Source organism: Lentilactobacillus kefiri, from assembly GCF_009739535.1.
In the GTDB taxonomy this organism is placed as follows: domain Bacteria; phylum Bacillota; class Bacilli; order Lactobacillales; family Lactobacillaceae; genus Lentilactobacillus; species Lentilactobacillus kefiri.
This window is the reverse complement of the sequence record NZ_CP029971.1, coordinates 463,714-485,332: the sequence shown is the minus strand read 5'-3', so window position 1 is coordinate 485,332 and position 21,619 is coordinate 463,714. Positions and strand designations below refer to the sequence as shown.

Annotated in this window: 21 protein-coding genes and 1 pseudogene; 15 read left to right on the top strand and 7 right to left on the bottom strand. The window is 42.4% G+C overall.

The annotated features are described in order from the left end of the window. Positions 1–96 precede the first annotated feature (96 nt). Together thiD and thiE are read left to right on the top strand one after the other, a co-directional pair. The gene (gene thiD / locus DNL43_RS02615; RefSeq protein WP_056982757.1) at positions 97–912 is read left to right on the top strand and encodes a bifunctional hydroxymethylpyrimidine kinase/phosphomethylpyrimidine kinase; all 816 of its coding nucleotides are present in this window, start codon (positions 97–99) and stop codon (positions 910–912) included. A gap of 1 nt (position 913) precedes the next feature. After that, entirely contained in the window at positions 914–1,570 is a 657-nt protein-coding gene (gene thiE / locus DNL43_RS02610) for a thiamine phosphate synthase (protein ID WP_056982760.1), read from the top strand. A 306-nt stretch (positions 1,571–1,876) separates the two neighbouring features. Here thiE and DNL43_RS02605 read toward each other — a convergent pair whose 3' ends face one another. Beyond that, entirely contained in the window at positions 1,877–2,368 is a 492-nt protein-coding gene (locus tag DNL43_RS02605) for a hypothetical protein (RefSeq protein WP_156644981.1), read from the bottom strand. A 236-nt stretch (positions 2,369–2,604) separates the two neighbouring features. Here DNL43_RS02605 and DNL43_RS02600 point away from each other — a divergent pair, with 236 nt between their 5' ends. The 3 genes from DNL43_RS02600 (at position 2,605) to DNL43_RS12155 (ending at position 8,760) form a co-directional block, all read left to right on the top strand. Then, positions 2,605–4,179 carry a hypothetical protein gene (locus DNL43_RS02600; protein WP_056982762.1) on the top strand — a complete coding sequence of 525 codons (1,575 nt, stop codon included), beginning with the start codon at positions 2,605–2,607 and terminating at the stop codon, positions 4,177–4,179. 396 nt (positions 4,180–4,575) lie between these two features. Next, entirely contained in the window at positions 4,576–4,929 is a 354-nt protein-coding gene (locus tag DNL43_RS02595; protein ID WP_056982764.1) for a hypothetical protein, read from the top strand. 42 nt (positions 4,930–4,971) lie between these two features. Then, a complete protein-coding gene (locus DNL43_RS12155; RefSeq protein WP_056982766.1) occupies positions 4,972–8,760 on the top strand; it encodes a DUF5776 domain-containing protein in 3,789 nt (1,262 codons plus the stop codon). A gap of 58 nt (positions 8,761–8,818) precedes the next feature. Here DNL43_RS12155 and DNL43_RS02585 read toward each other — a convergent pair whose 3' ends face one another. Next, complete coding sequence (locus DNL43_RS02585) at positions 8,819–9,505, bottom strand: matrixin family metalloprotease (RefSeq protein WP_054769480.1); 687 nt, start codon at positions 9,503–9,505, stop codon at positions 8,819–8,821. Positions 9,506–10,091: 586 nt separating this feature from the next. Further along, positions 10,092–10,442, bottom strand: a complete 351-nt coding sequence (locus tag DNL43_RS02580; protein WP_054769482.1) for a YisL family protein — start codon at positions 10,440–10,442, stop codon at positions 10,092–10,094. Between the two features lie 145 nt (positions 10,443–10,587). Here DNL43_RS02580 and DNL43_RS02575 point away from each other — a divergent pair, with 145 nt between their 5' ends. After that, complete coding sequence (locus DNL43_RS02575; RefSeq protein WP_056982769.1) at positions 10,588–11,232, top strand: GPP34 family phosphoprotein; 645 nt, start codon at positions 10,588–10,590, stop codon at positions 11,230–11,232. A gap of 78 nt (positions 11,233–11,310) precedes the next feature. Here the strand turns inward: DNL43_RS02575 and DNL43_RS02570 are convergent, their stop codons facing one another. Beyond that, on the bottom strand, positions 11,311–11,673 hold the full coding sequence (locus DNL43_RS02570) for a hypothetical protein (protein WP_056982772.1): 363 nt from the start codon (positions 11,671–11,673) through the stop codon (positions 11,311–11,313). Between the two features lie 187 nt (positions 11,674–11,860). Here DNL43_RS02570 and DNL43_RS02565 point away from each other — a divergent pair, with 187 nt between their 5' ends. The 7 genes and pseudogenes from DNL43_RS02565 to DNL43_RS12395 form a co-directional block, all read left to right on the top strand. Further along, entirely contained in the window at positions 11,861–12,301 is a 441-nt protein-coding gene (locus DNL43_RS02565) for a hypothetical protein (RefSeq protein WP_054769483.1), read from the top strand. A 170-nt stretch (positions 12,302–12,471) separates the two neighbouring features. Continuing rightward, a complete protein-coding gene (locus tag DNL43_RS02560) occupies positions 12,472–14,412 on the top strand; it encodes an ABC transporter ATP-binding protein/permease (protein ID WP_056982774.1) in 1,941 nt (646 codons plus the stop codon). A 325-nt stretch (positions 14,413–14,737) separates the two neighbouring features. Next, the gene (locus DNL43_RS02555; protein WP_054769484.1) at positions 14,738–14,989 is read left to right on the top strand and encodes an AbrB/MazE/SpoVT family DNA-binding domain-containing protein; all 252 of its coding nucleotides are present in this window, start codon (positions 14,738–14,740) and stop codon (positions 14,987–14,989) included. Further along, positions 14,989–15,303: a hypothetical protein gene (locus DNL43_RS02550; protein WP_054769485.1), complete on the top strand. Its 315-nt coding sequence runs from the start codon at positions 14,989–14,991 to the stop codon at positions 15,301–15,303. The genes DNL43_RS02555 and DNL43_RS02550 overlap by 1 nt, the downstream gene beginning before the upstream one ends. A 146-nt stretch (positions 15,304–15,449) precedes the next feature. Continuing rightward, positions 15,450–16,316, top strand: a complete 867-nt coding sequence (locus tag DNL43_RS02545; RefSeq protein WP_056982775.1) for a DegV family protein — start codon at positions 15,450–15,452, stop codon at positions 16,314–16,316. Between the two features lie 17 nt (positions 16,317–16,333). Beyond that, positions 16,334–16,858 (top strand): DUF1836 domain-containing protein, encoded by a 525-nt coding sequence (locus DNL43_RS02540; protein WP_054769486.1) that lies wholly within the window; start codon positions 16,334–16,336, stop codon positions 16,856–16,858. Positions 16,859–17,913: 1,055 nt separating this feature from the next. Continuing rightward, positions 17,914–18,369, top strand: a pseudogene (locus DNL43_RS12395) (DUF5776 domain-containing protein); the annotation flags it as partial. A 58-nt stretch (positions 18,370–18,427) separates the two neighbouring features. Here DNL43_RS12395 and DNL43_RS02530 read toward each other — a convergent pair. After that, positions 18,428–19,417: an IS30 family transposase gene (locus tag DNL43_RS02530; protein WP_020282189.1), complete on the bottom strand. Its 990-nt coding sequence runs from the start codon at positions 19,415–19,417 to the stop codon at positions 18,428–18,430. 190 nt (positions 19,418–19,607) lie between these two features. Between DNL43_RS02530 and DNL43_RS02525 the strand changes: the two genes are divergently transcribed. Further along, the gene (locus tag DNL43_RS02525) at positions 19,608–20,024 is read left to right on the top strand and encodes a hypothetical protein (protein ID WP_056982777.1); all 417 of its coding nucleotides are present in this window, start codon (positions 19,608–19,610) and stop codon (positions 20,022–20,024) included. Positions 20,025–20,078: 54 nt separating this feature from the next. Here DNL43_RS02525 and DNL43_RS02520 read toward each other — a convergent pair whose 3' ends face one another. After that, entirely contained in the window at positions 20,079–20,501 is a 423-nt protein-coding gene (locus DNL43_RS02520; RefSeq protein WP_054769489.1) for a hypothetical protein, read from the bottom strand. Between the two features lie 168 nt (positions 20,502–20,669). Here DNL43_RS02520 and DNL43_RS02515 point away from each other — a divergent pair, with 168 nt between their 5' ends. Further along, on the top strand, positions 20,670–20,918 hold the full coding sequence (locus DNL43_RS02515; protein ID WP_225364707.1) for a plasmid mobilization protein: 249 nt from the start codon (positions 20,670–20,672) through the stop codon (positions 20,916–20,918). A gap of 145 nt (positions 20,919–21,063) precedes the next feature. On the opposite strand, the gene DNL43_RS02510 is transcribed toward DNL43_RS02515, so the two are convergent. After that, positions 21,064–21,459: a hypothetical protein gene (locus tag DNL43_RS02510; RefSeq protein ID WP_054769491.1), complete on the bottom strand. Its 396-nt coding sequence runs from the start codon at positions 21,457–21,459 to the stop codon at positions 21,064–21,066. Between the last annotated feature and the right edge of the window lie 160 nt (positions 21,460–21,619).

The window sequence follows — 21,619 nt, the reverse complement described above, 5'->3', positions numbered from 1 at the left end:
TCGAAGCACGTTTCGAGTGTGACGAGCAACGTGGCAGACAGCAAGTCACAAGTCACACCGTAAAACCGAGGACAAACTAACGGAGGTCAAAGGATAATGACAAACGAAACAATTCAAACTTTAACAATTGCCGGAACTGATAGCGGTGGTGGTGCCGGTGTTATGGCCGACATCAAGACCATGCAGATGCGGCACGTTTTCTCAGCTGCCGTCATTGTGGCCGTTACCGCTCAAAATACGATCGGGGTTCAAGATTTCATGCCAATTCCGAAAAAATTGATTGATGAACAATTTGCCTCAGTGGCATCTGATTTAAAGATCCGTGCCTGCAAGACGGGGATGCTTGCGGATGTCGCCACCGTTGAAGCGGTTGTTGAAAACCTCAAGAAATATGATTTGGGTACTTTGACCGTTGACCCGGTCATGGTAGCCAAAGGCGGTGCCCGACTGCTCTCAGAGGATGCCATTAAAACGGTTCGTGAACAATTATTGCCTTTAGCCGACATTTTGACACCTAATTTACCGGAAGCCGAAGAATTAACCGGGATGAAGATTGAAAGCAAAGATCAGATGATTGATGCTGCCAAGAAGCTCCAAGACCTGGGCGTTAAAAATGTCTTGATCAAGGGTGGCCATCAGACTGAATCAAAGGAATCTTCTGATTTCATCCTGCTTGAAAGCGGCAAATCGTTCTGGGTCAGCGCTCCTCGAATTGATACGGTTCGAACTCACGGAACCGGCGACACGCTTTCATCATGTATTACTGCTGAAATTGCCAAGGGTGCTGATGTGGAAACGGCCATTCGAATCGGTAAGAAATACGTTCAGGCAACCATCGCCAATGGGATTCAAGTTGGCCATGGTCACGGACCGTTGAATCACTGGGCAACCTTTGAAGGGGACGGTGAATAATATGGGAATGAAATTCGAGCCGGATATGCTGCGGGCATATTTCATTGCCGGCACTCAAGATATCAAAGATAAGAGTAAGACGCTGCAGGAAGTTGCCAAGCAGGCAATGGAAGCCGGCATTACCGCATTTCAGTACCGTGAAAAAGGTCCAGGATCATTGTCCGGATCTGCAAGGGATGAAATGGCGGCCGACCTTCGAGAGATGTGCAGTGATTATGAAATTCCATTTATTGTCGATGATGACGTCGATCTGGCGATCAAGACCAATGCGGATGGCATTCACGTGGGCCAAAAGGACGAACGGGTTACCAAAGTGATTGAACAGGTTGGTACCAAAATGTTTGTCGGCCTTTCTTGTGATACCAAAGAACAAATTGATATTGCCAATCACATCGATGGCATCAGCTATCTTGGAAGTGGCCCAGTATTTCCAACCGGTTCCAAAGCGGATGCGGATCCTGTAATCGGTGTCGATGGATTGGCAAAATTAGTTAAAGTCAGTCAATTACCGGTTGTGGCAATTGGCGGGATTACCGAAAAAAATATCGTTGAATTGCCGAAGACCGGAGTTACCGGTGTTTCAGTCATTTCAATGATTGCCCAAAGCGATGATATTTTTCGCACGGTGAAGGTAATGAATGATACATTCAGAGTGTGACGAGCAATGGGTGAGCGCAAAATAGGCTCAGCAGTGTAAAAGGGCTCAATGTAAAATCAAATAATATTGAATATAAAATTAAAAGATTGGGGCAGGATGAATTCCTGTTCCAATATTTTTTGGTTGTTTTAGTTTTTGGGGGTTTGAGGGTTCTAGTTACGGTTGTTGTTTATTACTTTTATTTAGCCGAAACGTGTTCCGACGACCCAGATGCTAACTTCTAAGAAAACTTTGATTAAAGCCCTCAAGACCAGGGCTTTAATCAAAGTTCCCTTAGAAACCGCATCTCCCGGGTCTCGTCACACTCTAATCCAAATTAAATCCTTCCACATCCGCCTTTGGCAGCTGGTTTACTTCACCCGTCATTGTCTTCATGACATCGGTGTTGTTTCTTGTATAGTAGTAAACTTTGTACGGCGCTGTTGCGTCCTGCTTTCCTTTATATGTTTCAAGGACTGGCTGCTTAAATCCAGCGACGTTTCGATTGCTTATTCTTGCCAAGCTGACATCGGACGTATTTGGTGTGCCAAATGCCTTCCAAGTCTTTGACGATGTCGGGCCGAAGACGAAGTAGTTTCCTGATCGGTCGTAAAATGTCTGATCTGAATGATAGCTGACACTGTGCTTACCGAAATAGATGTCGGCTTTATTGCCATACCAAGCACCTCTAAATGTTTTGGAAACTTCACTTGGGTTTGATGCCGACGCATCGTTGTGATGATGGGCAACCACGCCTGAAACCCCGATTGTGGCTACAAAGATTAATGTTAATAATACTGTAATTGTCGACTTTTTCATGATTATCCGCTCCCCGGATCTATCTCTACCTATTAACACTTATAGCGTAACGCGGCAATGTAAATTAAGTGTAAATATTAGGTATCAAGAATGTATAAAATCCATATTACCCTCAGATTACAAATGTTAGGTTTGGATGAAAAACATGCATAAAACTTGTGATTTAGTGTAAAAGTCGGTTTAATAGAAGGTGAACACATTTTTATTATGCAAAAATTTAATTGGGGTGAGATTGAATGAAAGGACATTTTAAATTAGCTCTAGCAGCTGCACTGGTCTTTGCAACTGCCGGAGTATTTGGCATTGCCGCACCGAGTGCCAATGCGGATGTCATTGCAAATCCTGGTTCTGCAGGATCAATTCCGCAAGTTAATTCCGGCAACGTGCTGAAAGATTACAATGAGAATTCACTCAATGTAGTCAACAACTCGACGCCACAGGGGAATGTAAGTAAAAAGTATACAAAATATTCACTGGATCCAACTGGTTACAACTACGGTAATTCATACAACACAATTGCCGGCAGTTCACAAAGTAATACATTTAAGACCAAATTTTTCCTGCCAGATGGATTTAACGTTTCCAACTTCCAACATGGTAACTTCCAAAGTGTAACCCTTGATGGTGACGGTAATATTTACTTCATCGAATCAAACGGTACCAACACTAACCAAGGTGCTATTGTTAAGTTCAACATGGCCAAGCTTCAGCAATTAGGTGTTGGATCGGATGTATTGTTGTTATGGCGTGCATTTGATTACTTCAACCCATACACAACTGATGGTCAGGCTCATAACGATGAATACAACCAAGTCAACGCTCAATTACAGGGTGCATTCAGCAAGGTTCAATCATTAACAACTACTTTGAACCAAAACAAGTCTTGGCAGAATAACCAGAACAACTACATGAAGAATGCGCAAAAGTGGTACTACAGCTGGAAGAACAAGAAAGCTAAGTACAACAAGATTGCCAAGTCTTCAAGATATTCATACAACACCCGTGCCAAAGCTAAGAAGACTGTGAAGACAGCTACTTCGAAGATGGCTCGTTGGATGAAGTCATACAAGATGCACAAAGCTAAGATTGCCAAATACAATACTAAGATCAGCGGCATTCAATCACAGATTGATACTTACCAAGGTCAAATTGACGATGCCAAGGCTCAAAACCCTGACATGTTCAAATACGTTGATATTGCCCAAACCGCTCAATTGTCACCAGAAGTTGATATTGGCCATGGTCAAACATTGTCATACAACCCACAGAACAAGCATATCTACTTAGCCGAAGATAATACTTTGACTGACCTTGCTTCACGTGATGACAACAACACGGTTCTTGAAATGGATCCAAACACTTTGAAGCCAATCCGTGAATACAACTTCAAGATGTACCATGGTGATAGTGCCAACCTTCAGTTACACACATTGGCATTTGATAAAGATGGTAATGCCTACTGGGGTCGTAAGTTAAATGGTGGTTATATGTTCTTCTATGGTCGTCTTGACGAAAATGGTGTCAGCTTCCAAGCTTCGTCATCAATGGTCGGCAAACGTGGTGGATCAACTAACCAAGGTGTTGCAGTCAACCCTGCAAATAACCGTTTGTACTTTGTTTCTGATGATATTTTAACTTCAGTACCAACATCACAAGTTCAAAGCGGTAACTTCTCAGCTAACGATATTCACTATCAAGCCTTTGATTCAGGCCGTGAGTTCGAGAGCTTAGCCTTTGACCAAGATGGTTACGGCTACTTGTTGGCATTGTGGCCACCTGAGTTGATGCAGTCAACTGAACCATTGAATTAGTTCAATAAGTTTGTAAATTCAAAAAGATTCAAGCCTTTAATTGGGCTTGGATCTTTTTTATGGCTAAACAGCGGGGGCAATGCGTTATCAAGTAGCCGGCGGATACATTACTGCCAATGCCAAATTTGTGAAAACAATCAAATAGCCAATAAAAAAATTCAAGTTCAGAATTCGAACTTGAATTTTTTTATTGTCTCGGAATGCTTGAACGGTAATGGTTTCAATTACTTACTTACTTTTAATGGGTTGACGGAAAGATAACTTATTTGTTAAGTTAGGCTTGTGAAGTGGCTAGGGGAATTGTGAGCGCAAATGGTTGACACACGTGTCATAATGGCTGTTTTACGATAGATCATCAGGGATGTAAGCATAATAAATTTGTTCTGGGGGGAATGAATGATGAAATATAGCGTTTTTTTAGGCAACTTGAAGAAGTCGGTCTTTGCGATTGTAATGATTCTTCTTTCAGTTGTCTTTTTGTCTGGATCGCTAAATGCGCATGCCCAAGCAGTTAATGGGTCACCAACGCTTTCGGCAGTTCAGAACACTTTGTCACAAGCAACAACGAATCCGAATAAAGCCGTGCCCAATGATCCGAGCTTGGATTCAGCATCATCGACTAAGGAATCCGGTGTTATCTTGAAGAATAGTACGGTCCAACTTGACCCCGCTATTTTTAAAGATCCGAAAACGGAAAACAACTTCTATCCGGGCGACACCATCAACATGCTTGCCTTGATTGAAGCGTAAGGAACCGGGCAGGATTATGTCGATGGCCATGTCAAAATTTATTTGAGTAAGGATATCTTTAACGAAGTCTCAGATAATGACATTTCATCCAGTGATTTCTTGTCGTCTCCGGCCAAAGTCACCGAAACGGATACGGATTGGGTTATCAATATGAACTTGAATAAGGTTCCAAGTGGTGCCCATATCGGGATTCCGTTTATCGCAACTTTAAAGCCTGGCAAGATTCATAACAATAAGGACTATAAAGTTCCAAGCGAATATTACGACAGTAAGAATACGTTACTGTTTAAGACCGATGACTTCGCCATCCATACGCAAACAACTGATCCAACCTCGTACGGTCCCGGAGTCTCTGAGGATTTGGATGCCAGTGATTGGGATTCAAATGATGCTTTGAAGGCCGCAACCGATGTATCCGTAAATGGAAGCGGATTTAATTATTATGACTATCTGCCAAGTCTCCATTATACAAACCATAGTGAGCCTGGTGATTATACAGTATCTGTTAAGCTTCCTGCAGGGTACAAAGTCCCTTCGGGCGGTGCTGGTAATTGGACGTATGACGCTGCCAAAAATACGTTAACTCAAAAAGTGACGTTGGATACAACGAATGCCACAAGTTCAGATAGTATCCAATCGTTAGGTAGCTTTACATTGACCGTACCAAAGGGCTATAAAGCAGGTACTTCAGTGGAGCTGCCAACTACCACTACCGGTCCTAACGGGGATGTGTCGACAAACAGTTATTATTTGAATCTTGATAAAACCTATGTCAATCCGCCGACTCCAGATTACTTTTATCCATATGCCGGTAAGTCTATGAAGTTCCAAGATATTGGCTCTTCATCCGATGTCAATAGAATTAAATCATCGACACCAGTTGTTTCTACATTGCAGCCAATGAGGTACTATAATTCCAATGGCACCAGCAAGACGCCTAGTTCGATGGCATTGAGCAGTGTTGAAGACAATCCACAATTTGATTATCCAACTAATGAAATTTCCTTTGTTGACAGTAGTAGCATAAGTTCCAGCAAGCAGGACGAATTAAACGACAATACGGTCACTGGAACGTATATGGACGGTTCGACACAAAAGAAAGTAACACTTGGATCTGTCCAATTTGGCAAACCGCTGAAATATAATGAGCAAAATTATACCAATATTACGGTTACTTTCAAATCTCCAGTTGATTTGAGTTTAAACGAGCTTGAAAACGTTGAATTGCAAATTACCGGTCATATGACTGATGACACGATCAACGCCTTCAAGAAGAGTAATAATACCCAGCGCGACTATGACAACGCTATGACGGCAACATTTACCAAGACTAAGCTTTCATCCTATACAGGTTCACTCAGTACCGATGGCTATGTCTATTTAAACCAAGATATGCCAACCATCGGTTATTATGATTATGACAGTGACGGTAACGGCTTAAGTCTTTCTGGTCAAAATGATCAGAATGGTACAGTTCAAATGCTTGGTGGTAAGCCGTTAATCGCCCAAATGGGTGTTTATGCCTATAACAACGGCAGTGATAAACTGCAACCCAAAGACGGTAAAGTAGTTTTCATTGTTCCAGATGGCATTTCGTATGATTCAAAAGATACGGCTGATGTCCAAAATCTAAAGAACATCAAAACCGTTCAAAACTATGCGGGTTCAGGTAAAACTGCCGTGATTGGCGACATTACCAACCCAAGTAGTTTTGAAACATCAAGTGGAACCATCAACTATCAAGTGCCATTAACTGATGATGGTTCGATGATTTCTGGTTCATATAATATCCAGTCATTCTTTGTCTTCACTAACAATAATGGTAAGCCCGGAAATATGACTGATTTCCAAGTTGACAGCAATGCAAAACGGACCGCTGACACTTATGGAATTTATTCATCAACTAACAACAAGGACAATGTCATTTCCGACACCAAAGACTTTACTTACCTGCCTGACCGTAAGCTGGTCATGGTCAATAAAGTAAAGGTCTTTGACCCTGAGACAAATGCTTGGAGTGAACCGGTACGAAATACTGGTGACAATGCCTTCATCGGTGACAAGCTTGAGTATGTCGACACTATGTCCAATGATGGACTTTCACCATATACCTACTTGGATGTCGTGGGAGTCTTACCTTACCCAGGTGATGAAAAGATCGATGGCAGTCGGGGCTCCAATGTTCAAATGCACATTACAGGGCCGATTAAGTTGGATACGGACGGTTATACCGTTTCCTATTCAACTGCCAAGCCTGACAAGACGCTCTTGAATAACTACAAAGCAACCTTCACTTCTGATGTATCGAAGTGGACTGCATCCGATTGGAATAAGGTCACGATGATTCGGATCACATCCAAATCAGGAACTGTCTTGAATATCAATCAGACGGTCAACTTCACTTATCCATCAGTTGTACCAAGCGTTGCCAAGGACAGTTCAATCGCCAACAAGGCGACAGGAATTAATACCTTTATTGTCCGGACCAGTGATCACGATGTGAACTTACTGGAATCCAAGTCGGCAACTGTTAATATCAAGCAGCCTTACGTTCCGGTAAACCTCCAATTCTGGACGAAAGACCAGGATGGCACTGAACATCAAATTGCCACCGCAAAACAGTTTGCCGATCAAAAGATTGGTTCGAAGTTCACTAAGAACGCCGCCGATTTTCCAATTGATCACTACATCCCAGTCGATAGTAAAGATCATACAATCACGGTCAGCCGAAATGCCAACAATAACGTATTGAAATTATGGTATAAGGCAAAGCCAAATGACGCCACTGTCAAAGGCGTTGTTAAGTTCCAGGATATGTCGGGGAACTCCCTGGCAAAGGATGTCGCCTTCAGCGGAACCACCGGTTATCGATATGACGTTAATACGATCGATGCCGTTAAGACCGCATCCAAGAAGATTTTGGGTGAAGGATACTTCCTTTCCGCAACGGTTGGCGCACCAACCGGAATCTTTGCTTTAGGCAAGCCGGTAAAGGTTATCTTCAAGTATGACAAGCATGTCACACCACCTAACCCAAATCCGAAACCGAAGCCAAATCCAAATCCAAATCCTAATCCAACACCAAATCCAACTCCAACTCCGACGCCAACACCGGTTCCAGGTCCAAACGAGCCGGATAATGTTGCAAAGAAGAACGAAGCGGTTTACGCCTTGAAGAAGGTGTACCTCTACCAGAAGCCAACCTTTAAGAAGTCACAGCGTAAAGCCAGTTATGTATCCAAGCCACGAGTTTACCGTCCAATGTTTGTTGTAACGGGTTATGCCCGTTCAGCTAATGGCATCTTGCGGTACAAAGTCCGTGACGTCAACCATCTGACAAAGAACCGTCATAAGACTGGTTACATTACCGCACGATGGGCTTATATCCGTCCGGTTTATTATCAAAGCAAACACAAGACCATCACCGTGATCAATCCACGTGGGGTCAACGAATATAAGAAAGCCAACTTGACTGGTAAGGTTCGTAACTTCAAGCAGGGTAAGGTACTTAAAGTTAAGAAATTTATCCACCACAACTTGACGACCCGATATGTTTTGACAAATGGTCACTACATTACCGGTAACCGGAAGTTGATCAAGATGGGCAAGACGCACTTCCCTAAGTACGTTAAAGCTAAGAAAGCTGTTAACCGTTATAAGACAGTTAACTTGCACCACAAGAACAAGCATTACAAGAAGGGTAAGGTATTCAAGGTTTACCGCATTGACTACTCACATGCCAACAGTGTTACCAAGCACGGCACCATGCGTTACCGGGTAGCCGGTGGGTATATTGCCGCCAACCCTAAGTTCATGAAGACAGTTAAATAGTCTAAATGGATGCAAAAATCCGCGAGCAAGTAAAATTGTTCGCGGATTTTTAGTGTTTTTACTTGTAAGCCTGCTTGATGCCGGCAATGTCACCGGAAGTAATCGTGTTATCGCAAATTGATGGATACATGACGCTATGGGGATCGGTCGAATGTCCTAGTCCCAGGGCATGGCCAAGTTCATGTTCCCCAACATGGACGCGCTCCGAAGTGGTGTATTTGAAGTAGCTGCAGTTATTGGCGTAAATCGTTGAGGTAGTGGGCGCCAAAATATGGAGGCCGTTTTTCGTCGTATTAAAATATTTGATGAAAGTCATCCCGGCATAATTTAAATTCTGCGTGGTTGTCACCTGCAGGGTAATATCCGGATGGCTGTCAGTTGTTGGAATTAAATTGACCGCTTCGGTGCTATTCCAGGCATCAACCGCCTGTTGCCAAATGTTTGCATAATAGGCCGAAGTTTGATCGATTTTATATGTAATGGTATTAGTTGGCCAACGGTATTTGGCGGGCGTTATCACCATGGAATTCGGCTGTGATTGCTGTGACTGTGAAGTCTTTTTGGCAATGATCGCTGGTTTCTTGGCTTGCCGTTTTGAGTGGTGCGCTTTGCCTCTTTTGGCATATGCAATTTCGGTACTTGATTGTGGTGCGGCCTGAGCAGTGGCTGATCCAATGAGAAGGGCAGTAAAGGCAATGAGAATGATTGCCTGACTTGCCACGAGGAATTTGATGATTCGTTTCATGATGACACTCCATAATATTTTATTTGGTGAATCGTCCCTCCATACATCCCCGTGTACAGCAATTCACTACTGAAATTGATTATACTATCTTATTATTTAATTGCAATAGTAGTATAACCGATAAGTGATAATACAACATCCCATAAAAAGTTTATGACCACTTTGTTTTAGTTAGTAGAACTGTGTGTTTAAACAAAAAAAGCAGCCGTTTTATCAACGACTGCTTGCTTCTTGTTCTGTGTACAATTCAAATAAGTAAAATCCAGTGATGGGACTTTTAAATATTTCAGTTTTACACCATTGTTGCTTGTTATACCTAAACGTGTTCCGACGGCCGGCTGAAAGCCTGCCAAGTCCTGTGGGCGACGCCCAGCTAAAAGCCTGCCAAGCATACTTGGCGACGGGCCTACCCAGCCCTCGTCACACTCTAAACGTGTTCCGCCTCACCCGTTGCTAGTCACACTCTAAACGTGTTCCGACGGGCCTGACGCTAACTTCTAAGGATACTTAAATCAAAGTTCCAAAACCAGGAACTTCAATTCAAGCACCCTTAGAAACCGCGTCACCCAGCCCTCGTCACACTCTCCTAAAAGAAATACCATCCCGCTAACATCAAGCCTACCAAGCTTGTCAGGACAAAGACAATTCCCAGTGTCCAGAAGATGTTGGCCGACAAATTGTGGTGGGTCTTTCTTGCAAAGCCGATTTCCAACAATGCAATAACTGCCAAGCCCAAGATGACCTTAACGCTTCCCAGTACCGGGTCGCGCGGGACTCTGAACAGCGCCAGCATGAAGCCGGATGCCAAAATAGGGATGTATAGAACTCTTGTAATCATCATAAAGATCATCGACATTTTATCTTTCAAAGCAAATGCCAATACCATCGTGACGATCAGGCAAATCCATGAGATCAAATGAATGTTTACCCAAATCAATATAACTGCCTCCTAATTAGTCTGTAGTTTAGTATAGTATTATTTGTTTGCTTTGTGCAAAGGGTAACAGACATATTTCTTGCTAACCCTTGTTAAATGGGCTATTTTTGAGGTAATGAGATGACCAATCGAGGGGGTAGTCACAATGGATGGATTAACTTATACTCAGGAATTTGTACTATGTGTGCTGAACCAAAAGCCGAAAATCAGTGCGTTTAAAAATCGTAAAGTGGCGGCTTGCCTGCTTTTGTCAGAAATTGTCGAGCTGCTAAAAGACGGTACGATGGCACTGACACCTGCTAATCGAATGGTCATTGCACCGGTGTCCAAAGCACCAGTCGATTATCTCAAGCCGATTACGGAAAACATTAAAGGCGGTCAACCGCAGTCTGTCAGCAATTATGTTCGGGATGCTGTCTTATCAATCAGAAGACGTCGGGTGACCAAATTCGCCCAGGCAATCTGTGACTCATTGGTTAAAGATGGTTATCTGGAAGAGGATCACAAGACCTATTACGATAATCAGACGTTGACCGATCGCATTTTGACCCAGCTGTATAATGATGCCACGGCAAAAAAAGAGCCTTCGGAAAAGAATTCGATGTTGGCAATTCTTTTGGTTAACTCCGGGTTGATTGATCAGATTTTTCCAAAGGATGAAGCTCAGACCGTCAAGCTCCGATTAAAGGAAGTTATGAGATCCGGCCAGTATCATTTGATTTCAGATGTTACCAAGAAAATTAATACGGATTTGGGTACGATTATTGACGCAGTTTCGTTTGCCCGTTAATGGATGGGCCTCAAATTAAACTCATAAAAAAATCACCACAACATGAGAAATATTGATTCCACGTTATGGTGATTTTTATTAGTTTCGTTGTAAGGCATTCAATGCGGTCACATAGTTCATGGTTGGCAGGCTGCCGGCTTTGAAGTCAGCAAGCTTACTTTCTTCGATGCCCATGACTTTGATGGCCTGGTCGTCTGAAAGACCAGCTTTTTGTTGGGCGTCCTTGATCCGCTTGAGCAGTTCCTCTGGTGATAGGCTCAACAGATACAGCCGTTTGATCTGGGTCAAGGTTCCCTGATAGGCACTTTCGGGTGCTGTCTTTGCCCGGTAGGCCTTAATTTCATCCGGGTCGAATTCCACAATATTGAACAGGTAATCATCTGCCAAGTTCAATTTGTGCTGATATGATTCAATTTCGGTGAGCATTTCATTAATTGTCATGTCTAACTCCATTGCTTTATTTAAATTTTCGGATCTTTCTTCTTATCTATAATATGACAAATCATCCGAGATTTCTAATCGAATTGCACTTTGGCGCCACAAACGCACCGGGAATACTTAATGTCACTGTAACGTTGCATATGATAGGATAGAACTGTAATAATAAAAATTAAAGGTGGTAAATAAATTGGCAGAAAATAATGATTGGCAATTAGTAGGTATTCGCTTGGACAACTTGAACTTTGATCGGAGCAACTTCAATCCTCAAAAGGGTCCTCAGATTAACGCTGAAACTCAACTCACATTGCCTGCAGATCCAACAGGTAAGACAGCAATGCCCGTTGTTCAAGTTACTTCAACATTCAAATTGTATGACAAGGAAATCTCTAAGAGCTACTTCAACGCAAAGATTGCCGGTGTCTTCAAAGTTCCCGACAACTTGACTAACGATGACGCCATTCAAAAGTCAATTGATGACGACAAAGACTTGCGTAACAGCTTTGCTCAACCAGTTGTTGATTACTTAATCTCAACTTTGGCTGACTTAACCTTGAAAGCATTTGGTACACCAACCATTTTGCGTCGTGAACAACTTATCGAAACATTATTTGGCGCAAAACAAAACTAATATCGATTTAATGAACCGGAGCATAAGTATTCTGTACTTATGTTCCGGTTTTTGAGTACTTCAAAGGGGGAGAACTGGCGACAATCCAGCATCTCCAGTACCAAAATTGCTAGAATTGCGTTAAAATGAATCAATATGCAAATCGTAAAGCATCACGAATGGAGGAGCAAATGAGCTACTTAGAGTTACATAACATTAAAAAATCCTATTATCTTGCCAGCGAGGAATTCCCGGTATTGACTGGAATTGACCTGTCATTTGAACAGGGTGAATTCGTTTCAATCGTCGGTGAATCCGGTGGTGGAAAGACGACCTTGATGAATATCATTGGTGGTCTGGATAGTAATTATTCCGGGGATGTTGTCTTAAACGGCAAGTCTCTGCGCCACGATACCGCCAAACAGTTGGATGCGTACCGCCGTCAGACAATTGGCTTTATCTTTCAAAACTTTGATTTGATCAGCCATTTGACCGTCTTTAACAACGTCATGGTTTCCCTGCAGATGACCAAATTAAGCCATAAGCAGCAGGAAGCCCGAGCTCGTCAATTACTTGAACAGGTGGGCTTGAAAGACCACATGCGCAAGTATCCCAACCAATTATCCGGTGGTCAAAAGCAGCGGGTGGCAATCGCCCGGGCGTTGGCATCCGATCCGGAAATCATCATTGCTGATGAGCCAACTGGTGCGTTGGACAGCCAAAACACCCAGGAAATTTTGACACTGCTGGACCAAATTGCCAAGGACGGCAAGCTGGTTATCACGGTTACCCACTCGGAAACGGTGGCTAATCACGGAACCCGAATCGTTCGCCTGGCCGATGGAAAAATCAGTGAGGACAAGAAACTCAAGCCGGGTTACGAAAAATCACAAGCCAACGAACTGGCAACCCACACATTGAGATTTGGCGCTACCTTGAAGATGGCACTGGAGAACATGCGCTACAACTTGAAGCGAAACCTGTTGATTGTCTTTGGCGCAGCGATTGGAATCTTCAGTGTGATTGTGATGCTGGGACTGGGAAATGGTGTTCAAGGATACATTAACCACGAAATTTATTCCCAGGTTAATCCAAATGCGGTTCAGGTAACGAAAAACGTGCCGACAGACTCCAACACGGATATGACCAAAGTCAGCATGCAGAAGAAGGACCAGAACCGTTTAAAGGATATCAAGAACGTTGATAGTGTGAAGAATGGCTACTTCGTTCAAGGCGGTACGCAATTGCGGATGGGCCGCAAGACAGCCTCAATCTCATTTATGCAGACCCATAACAGCACGATGCTGACCAAGAGTATTTCCAAAGGCCACGCACCCAAGAATAATGAGATTATGCTGACCAAAGAATATGCTCAGAAGCTGAACAAGAAGCACCCATATTCTTTGATTGGGAAGAAAGTTACCTTCTATCAAAATACGTTAAATAGTAAAAAGCGCCCGGTCATGTTGAGCAAGACACTGAAGATCAGTGGGATTGCCAAGGCCGGTACGGGATCGACTTCAATTACCTATAACACAATGAAGTCATTGTACAAATCAAAGGGAATTAAGATTCAGCCTAACTTCGTCACGGTTGAAATCAAAGGTGACGTTAAGAACGTTAAGCCGGTTCAAAACAAGATTAAAGCCTTCAAGAATGATAAGAAGAAAGCAGCCTACCAAATCACCGGTGTCGGTGGCTTCGTGGATACGTTGAACACCTACATTACTTTGGCAGTTAATGTCTTGGCAACAATTGCCGGCATTTCACTGTTGGTATCAGCAATCATGATTATTGTGGTGCTGTACATCAGTGTTTCGGAACGAACCAAGGAAATCGGAATTCTTCGTGCTTTGGGTTCATCTAAGGGAAGTATCAGAAACCTGTTCTTCTCGGAAGCATTCTTCATTGGATTGTTCTCATCGGCGTTGGCAATTGCCCTGGCAGAATTGCTGCAAGTGGTTGCCAATCATATTGCCCAAAGTGGGATTAATTATTCAATCATGCAGATCACAACCGGAAATGTCATATTCGGATTCGTGGTAGCCATCTTGATCTCATTGTTGGCGGCATTGGCCCCAGCAGCATCGGCAGCAAGATTGGATCCAATTGAGAGTTTGAGTTATGAATAAGTGTGCGACGAGCCCCGGGTTGACCCCGGAGCACAAGTGAAAAATGCTATTGATGAACGTTCTTTGTTCATCGATAGCATTTTTTATTTGTGCAGTAGGGGTCAGGGGTGTCGGAGCATAGCTCAAAGGTAGAAGGGAGCACTAAATAAAATAAGAGCTACAACCCCTATAACCTAAGCCAAAAAAGACAATGCGAAAAGGCCCACCAATCCACTAATCCACCAATAAATTGATAAATTCTTTCGTATATAAACTGAGTGTTGAAGTTCTGCTACATGTTATAATCAAGTTATAATTCAGAAGATGTTCTCAGGAGGTAAGCGAAATGAATAAAGTGAAAGTTCGAAAAATTGGAAATTCGTTGGGGGTTATATTACCCAAAGAAAGTGGTGTCCATGAGGGGGATTTATTAGATTTGGATATTGAAGCAGATAAGATTGTTTTAGGCAAAAAAGAAGCTCAGTTGGCTCAAGACCGGGCAACAATTGAAAAAGCCTTCGAGGATGTTGATAACGGTAAATTATTGACTGAAGCCGATATGGCCCGTAAATTTGGCAAGTATGGGTGGCATGACTAGTGGAAAAGTATGAATTACTTTATACTGATTCATTTGCGAATTCTTTAGACACATTCATTTCAGACTGGAAAAAGTTGAAATTATCTCAGAAAAAGATTGACCAGTATGTCCAGAAAATATTTGAGCTGGTTCATTCATTAGAATATTTTTCGGATCGATTTGCAGATGTCACTGACTTGTACCAGTTTGATCAGCGAACCCGACGGATTTTGATTGGCAGGCAATATGCCATCATGTATCGGGTCGACCAGAAAAGCAGGCGGGTGTACGTCGGAAGTCTAGTCAGTCAAACACAAATGAACTTTAAGTTTTAATCATTCAACGAGAACAACATCAACACTGGGGAATGGTCGGGATGGCCATTCCTTCTTTTTGTAAGGTATTGACAACCCACATATGTGGTATACAATACTACATAAATAGTATTTGAAACTACGTACAAGTTAAAAGGAGACTGCCGATGCCTGAAAAGATAGCGATTCTAGCTGATTCCGGTTCTGATGTGCCTGCAGAACTGTTAAACAAATACGATAATATTGAGGTTGCACCAATGCTTGTGACCATGGCAGGCGAGGAGTACCGTGACAATGTCGATATCACGCCGGAGGAATTTTATGCCCGACTTGGTAAAGCCGACCAATTTCCAAAGACCGCCGCACCTACTCAAGGAAGCGTGGAAGCCCACGTTGATGCATTGAGAAAACGCGGCTTTAATCACATCATTGGGATTACCGTTTCAGCCAAGCTGTCAACGACATTTGGAATCTTCACAAATGTGGCCCGTGAATTGACCGACATCAAAATGGAAGTTATTAATACCAAGAATATTGGGATCGGCAGTGGACTGTTTGCCGTTTATGCCGAAGAAATGATCGACTGTGGTCAGAGCTTCGAGGAGACGATGAGTTTTCTCAAGCAGTCAATTAAGAACAGTCGGACATTCTTCTATATTCCAAGCTTGAAATATCTCCGAGCTGGCGGACGCATTGGCCGGGTTGCCGGTCTTGTTGGTTCCGTATTGAACATCAAGCCGGTGATTGCTACCGATTCTAACGGGGTTTATTTCCCAGTTGCCAAAGCCCGTTCCGAACAAAAAGCCATTTCTAAAATGGTTGCGCTGGTTGAAAAACTGATTGCTGCCAACAAGAGTGTTCGTGTTGGGGTGGCCAACGGTGCCGATGTTCCCCTCCAGGAAAAAGTCTATGACCGCTTGCACAAGACTTTTCCACAGCTTAAAATCTATAGAGGAAGTATTTCACCGGCGCTGGGTGTTCACACAGGCCCCGGTCTGGTTGGCGTGGGCGTTCACATTGGTGAAGGCAAATAATATAAGGGAGTGATTCAATGCCAAAGACGACCACTGAACTGCAAATTAAATTACCATTGTGGGATGAGCTGCCGACATTTTCACTTCATCTGGACCAGTTATTGGATCTGACGAACGGATATTTGGAGCCAATTATTGGCGATAAAATTACCAAGACAATGCTCCACAACTATTTTAAAGCCAAGATATTAATGCCACCGGTTAAGAAAAAGTACCAGCGAACTCAGTTGGCCGGCGCAATTGTCGTGGGATTGCTGAAGAACATCTTTCGGCTCGACGAAGTGAAGGGCGGTTTGATTGCCCTGCTTGGAACCGGCTCACCGAAGAACGGTTATAATAACTTTGTGATCATGTTTAATGAGCAGGCTGCTAAAGCGGGGAAGGAACTTTCCGATCCCACCAGCTTGGAATTAAAATCTGCCAGTCAGGCAACTTTAATGCAGTATGACGCTGTTCAATCAATTTTATTCTGGCTGTCGGCGAAGAACAGACTTGATGGATTAATGGATTGCACTAAAAACGAAGCAGCGACAAAAGATTAATTTTGCCGCTGCTTTTTATTATGTAGATTTGAAATTTTAAGTGTTCAAGAAAATTTGTTAAAATATTATCAAACTTTCAAGGTATAATATAGTTAAATAATAAATTATATATTCGTTGTGGGAGGGAATTAAACATGACTAAACGGTTAAATAAAATTGGCTTGTGGATGCTGGCCGTGGGGGCATTGCTGCTGACGCTTGTTGTTGGTGGGTTAAATGCGCAGGCTGATGTAGATCCAAATGGGGCTGAGGCAACCATTAATATTATTGATACTAAGGGGAATGTTCTAAAAGCACCGGAAAAGATCACATATGGACCAGATCTTAAGAATAAAAATGTTACTGTTCCAGGATACCCAGTTTCAGAAACTTTGAGGAATGTGGAAATAGCCTACGATAATCCAGCACTTACTGTACTATATAAATCAAGTAAATATACTGCAAATGAAAAAGACCAAGCTTTGGATGCTTATCAAACATTTATTCCTTCTCAAAATCTTGACCCATCAAATACTCGTATTACGAAAGAGGAACTTGCTGCTGAAGACGGGCCGTACAAAATTCAGTGTACAACAATGAGTGATGGACTCGCCAAATTCATGGATTTTATGGCGATAGGAATTGCCTTTTACAAGTCAGAAAATGTTAATTTTGAATATTTGAATCTAGGAATGGTTCCAACCTCATTCACTGTTATCTACGACTACCAAGAAGCCACCATGCCGGTTGAATACGTCAACGACAATAATGGTCAGGTTGTTAAAAAAGATACGATTACTGGTTTCTTAGGAAAGAAGGCCGACTACACACCAGTTGCTCCATCAGGCTATCAGTTAGTTTCCAGCAAGGCTGTCAGCTATGACTTGAGCAGTAAGACCAACGCCAAGATGGTCATTCATGTTGTTCCGATCCGTGTCGCACCGGTAAATCCGACTCCTGTGACGCCAACACCTGTCACTCCGCCAACCAATGATAATTGGAATCCAACGACACCAAAGCCAGCTGATGGCAAGACAGGACTTCCTAATTATGCCGAAGCTAAGAAGTCTGCTATCTATGCTATCAAGCCGATTTACATGTACAGTTCACCAAACTTTACGAAGAGCGATCGAATTGCCAAATATCCAATGAAGACTCGCTTGAACCGGCCAATGTTTGTCATTACCGGTTACGCTCGTTCCAATAACGGTGCATTGCGGTACAAGGTTCGTGATGTGAACCACGGTAGCAAGACCGCTGGTAAAGTTGGCTACATTACTGCCAACAGAAAATACGTCGAAAGTGTCTACTACAAGTCAATTCCCAAGAGCAAGAAGATCACGGTCATTTCCAAGAAGGGTGTCAATGCTTATCGACACGCCAACTTGACTGGGAAAACGGCTCATTACAAGAAAGGCGCTCATCTTCGGGTTACGAAGCTGGTTAAGCATAATTTGACCACTCGGTACCAGTTGCCAAATGGCCGTTACGTAACTGCCAATAAGTTGTTGGTTATTCAAGGAACCTATTAATTGAAATCAAAAGTTCACTGTCCTTTTGCGACAGTGAACTTTTTTGATGCTTGAATTGTCAAATTAAGTGCAACACTACATTAAAGAATATTTCATAAGGCGTTTTCCATCCGAGACATTTACGGGGACGATTATTCATTTGTTCTGCATATGCTTGTATCCGGCGGTCAGTAATTGAATCAAGGTCAGTTCCTTTTGGCAAATATTCGCGAAGCAAGCCGTTAGTATTTTCGTTAGTTCCTCGTTGCCAAGGAGAGTGAGGATCGGGAAAGTAGAAGGGCGTACCAAACTTATCAGTTAAACATTGAACTTTGGCAAACTCTTTACCCCTATCCGGGGTAATCGTTAACGATCTACCAGGCCATAGCTTCATTAAGTCGCTCAAAGTATCCGTGACTGCTTCTGAAGTTCTTTTAGCAGCCTTACCAATAAGCAGGTAACGAGATTTTCGATCAACCAATGTAACGACACAAGCCTTTCCGCTTTTGCCTAACACGGTATCACCTTCCCAGTGACCAATTTCTACACGGTTGTCAGCTTCTCGCGGACGATCATGAATCTTGTTGGGGATTGGAATCTTGCCTCGCTTTTCTTGATAAGCTTTATTGTGGCGAGACTTGCCGTGATGCCTTAGATGGCGCACGGCACTAGAGCTGCCAGATTTAAACAAATTATCAAATAAGCCATTGAAAATCCCACGGTAAATAGTCATGGTACTGATCTGCACCGGATACTTTTCGACTGCCAAGCGATTCGATATTTCCTCCGGAGACCAAAGGTCTTCGCAGAAGTGTTCTCTCACCACTTCAAACACCTGAGGATTACTCAAAAGAGAGACTCTGCCACAGTTGCCTTTGCGCTGTTTGTACTTCTCCTGAGCCTTCGAAGGTGAATAGGATTTACCAGTAGAATTACGGCTTAATTCTCGAGAAATGGTTGAGTAACTTTTCTTGATATGGCTGGCAATCTCACGAAGTGAGTTTCCATGATTCCTCATTAAAAAGATAGTTTCCCGTTCATCTATGGTAATATGCTTGTAGTGATCCATGGCTAAATTCCTTTCATGATTGTTTTCGCAAACATCATTTTACAGAAATTTGGCCATGGGCCATTCTTTATTTAATTAGTGTTGCACTTAAAGTGTAAATTCAAGTGGAAAAGATTTCAAATCACTCCGAAAATTTGTTGGGGAAACATCTCCAAGCGAGTATACTTGATTCACACAAGGAGTGTCGATAATGTATACCGAAAAAATTGCTTATTTATATATTGAAAACCAAGTCAATCATCAGTCTGCCAGCAGTTACTTTTTAATTGACAAAAATCAGCCCAGCATTGAGTTGACGGTTAACTGGTCGTTCTTTAACCTGCGCAAGGGTAATGATTATTTCATTAATTTTTCCATTATTCGGGATGGTGCAGTAATGGTCTGGAATCAACAAGAGACGCCGGTTGATACCAAATCAATGGTAAGTGAACCCTATGATTCAATGTGGGCGAAATACAAACCGAAAATTTCAAAGCCCAAAGTTGGTACGTATCAAATGACCATCGAATTGTTGAATTCAAAGAAGGACTATGTGGATTCCAATACATCCTATTTTGAAATTGCTTTGAAAGATGACGAGAATTCGTCAGCGAAAAATGATAAATAAGCCCAAAAACAATGAAAGTGCCCACAGCAACCAGCCGTGAGCACCTTTTCATATCTATTTAACTCTTAATAATACCAATCCATGTCCGGCAATCGTCCAAACTTCTGGCATGTTCTGCACTGCGGTGGGGAACATATTCCAGTGACCTTCGGGGCTTTCCTTGAGCTTGTCGGTTTCTTCCTGATCCCTGGCGTTCAGATGCAACTCCTGTCCCCGGGGGAGATTATCAATCGTATAGAGCATGTATAAGTCGAATTCATTTTCGGGAATGTTGGTTTTACCGGTCTTTGGATCGTACTCATAGGTTCCCTTTTCGACTTCAACATCATACTGAGGTGTCTTTCCTTCATATATTCGGGGTTCTTGAGGTGCCGCAGCTTCCGTTTGTTCCTCCCCAACATTGAGCATGCTGAAACAGATGATCGCAACACCAAAGCAGGCAATTGATATAAGAAATATGATTCCATATGATTGCATTATAATTCCCCCAAATATCCATTAGTACTTAATTATAATTCAATATGTGATGGAAGAGTAAAAATATTAGAATAACATACTAACAGATTGAATTTGAAAGTGAATTTTGTATAATAATGTGTGACATGTGATAGTACCGATCCAGACAAAGAGGTGTTGATTATACCAATGAAGGACAAAACAATTTCAATAAGAGTCAGTGAACAAATAGCAGATAAAGCTAAACGGAATTTGGAAAATGCTGGAATTACTGTTTCAGAATATTTACGAATGGCTTTAATTTCGGCTGCTGAAAACGGTGTGACTGACTTGCTCAATTCTCCAGAAGCAATGGAGGCTAAGTATGACACTGAACATGGGAAAACAAAGGATATTGGTACGCTCGAAGACTATAAGAAGTGGTCTGACAGCTTATGAACCAAGTTTGGGTTGGAGCTATCCGTGGTTTAAAAAAGTTAATCATCAATTACTGACAAATAAGTTATCATAAAAATCATATCAGACAAAAAGCGTTCGCCATTACCACTGAGGTAACAGCGAACGCCTTTGCATTCTTTCAAGCTTATTGTTGAAAGGTGTCATTTCGATGCTCAAACACCAGATTTTCGACATAAAGCCGGAGTCGGTCAGGCATTGTTTGAGGTACTAACATGAAGACTGTGCAATCATCGTGGGTCGAAAATAGTGTATCTTTGACAACCCCATCAACTTTGAAGACGCCGTCCACTGAACGATAAACATCATAACCAAGTTCAGATGAAGTGTATCCAATGGCATCGCTCATTTCATCCATAGATGTATTGGCAACTGTTTTAGTGAGGCCAATGACGTCACCATGATCAAAATCAAAGATATGGTAACGCCTGTCATTTGGGGCAAATGTTCTAATGACTGCTCTGTAGTGGCCTGAGTTTTTCTTATATTGTTTCTTTACTCGTTTCAATTTTTCGGCGTTCATTGTTTCAAGACTCCTAACATGTGCCATTCATTTCCAATGGGGTTCACGATTACAACTAAATTTGTTATAGCATACAACATTTAGTGATAGAGCACAATTCAAATTCAATCGATTTAGTCGATAATTCTGGTTGTATTCTCCCAATCACCCACATATAATC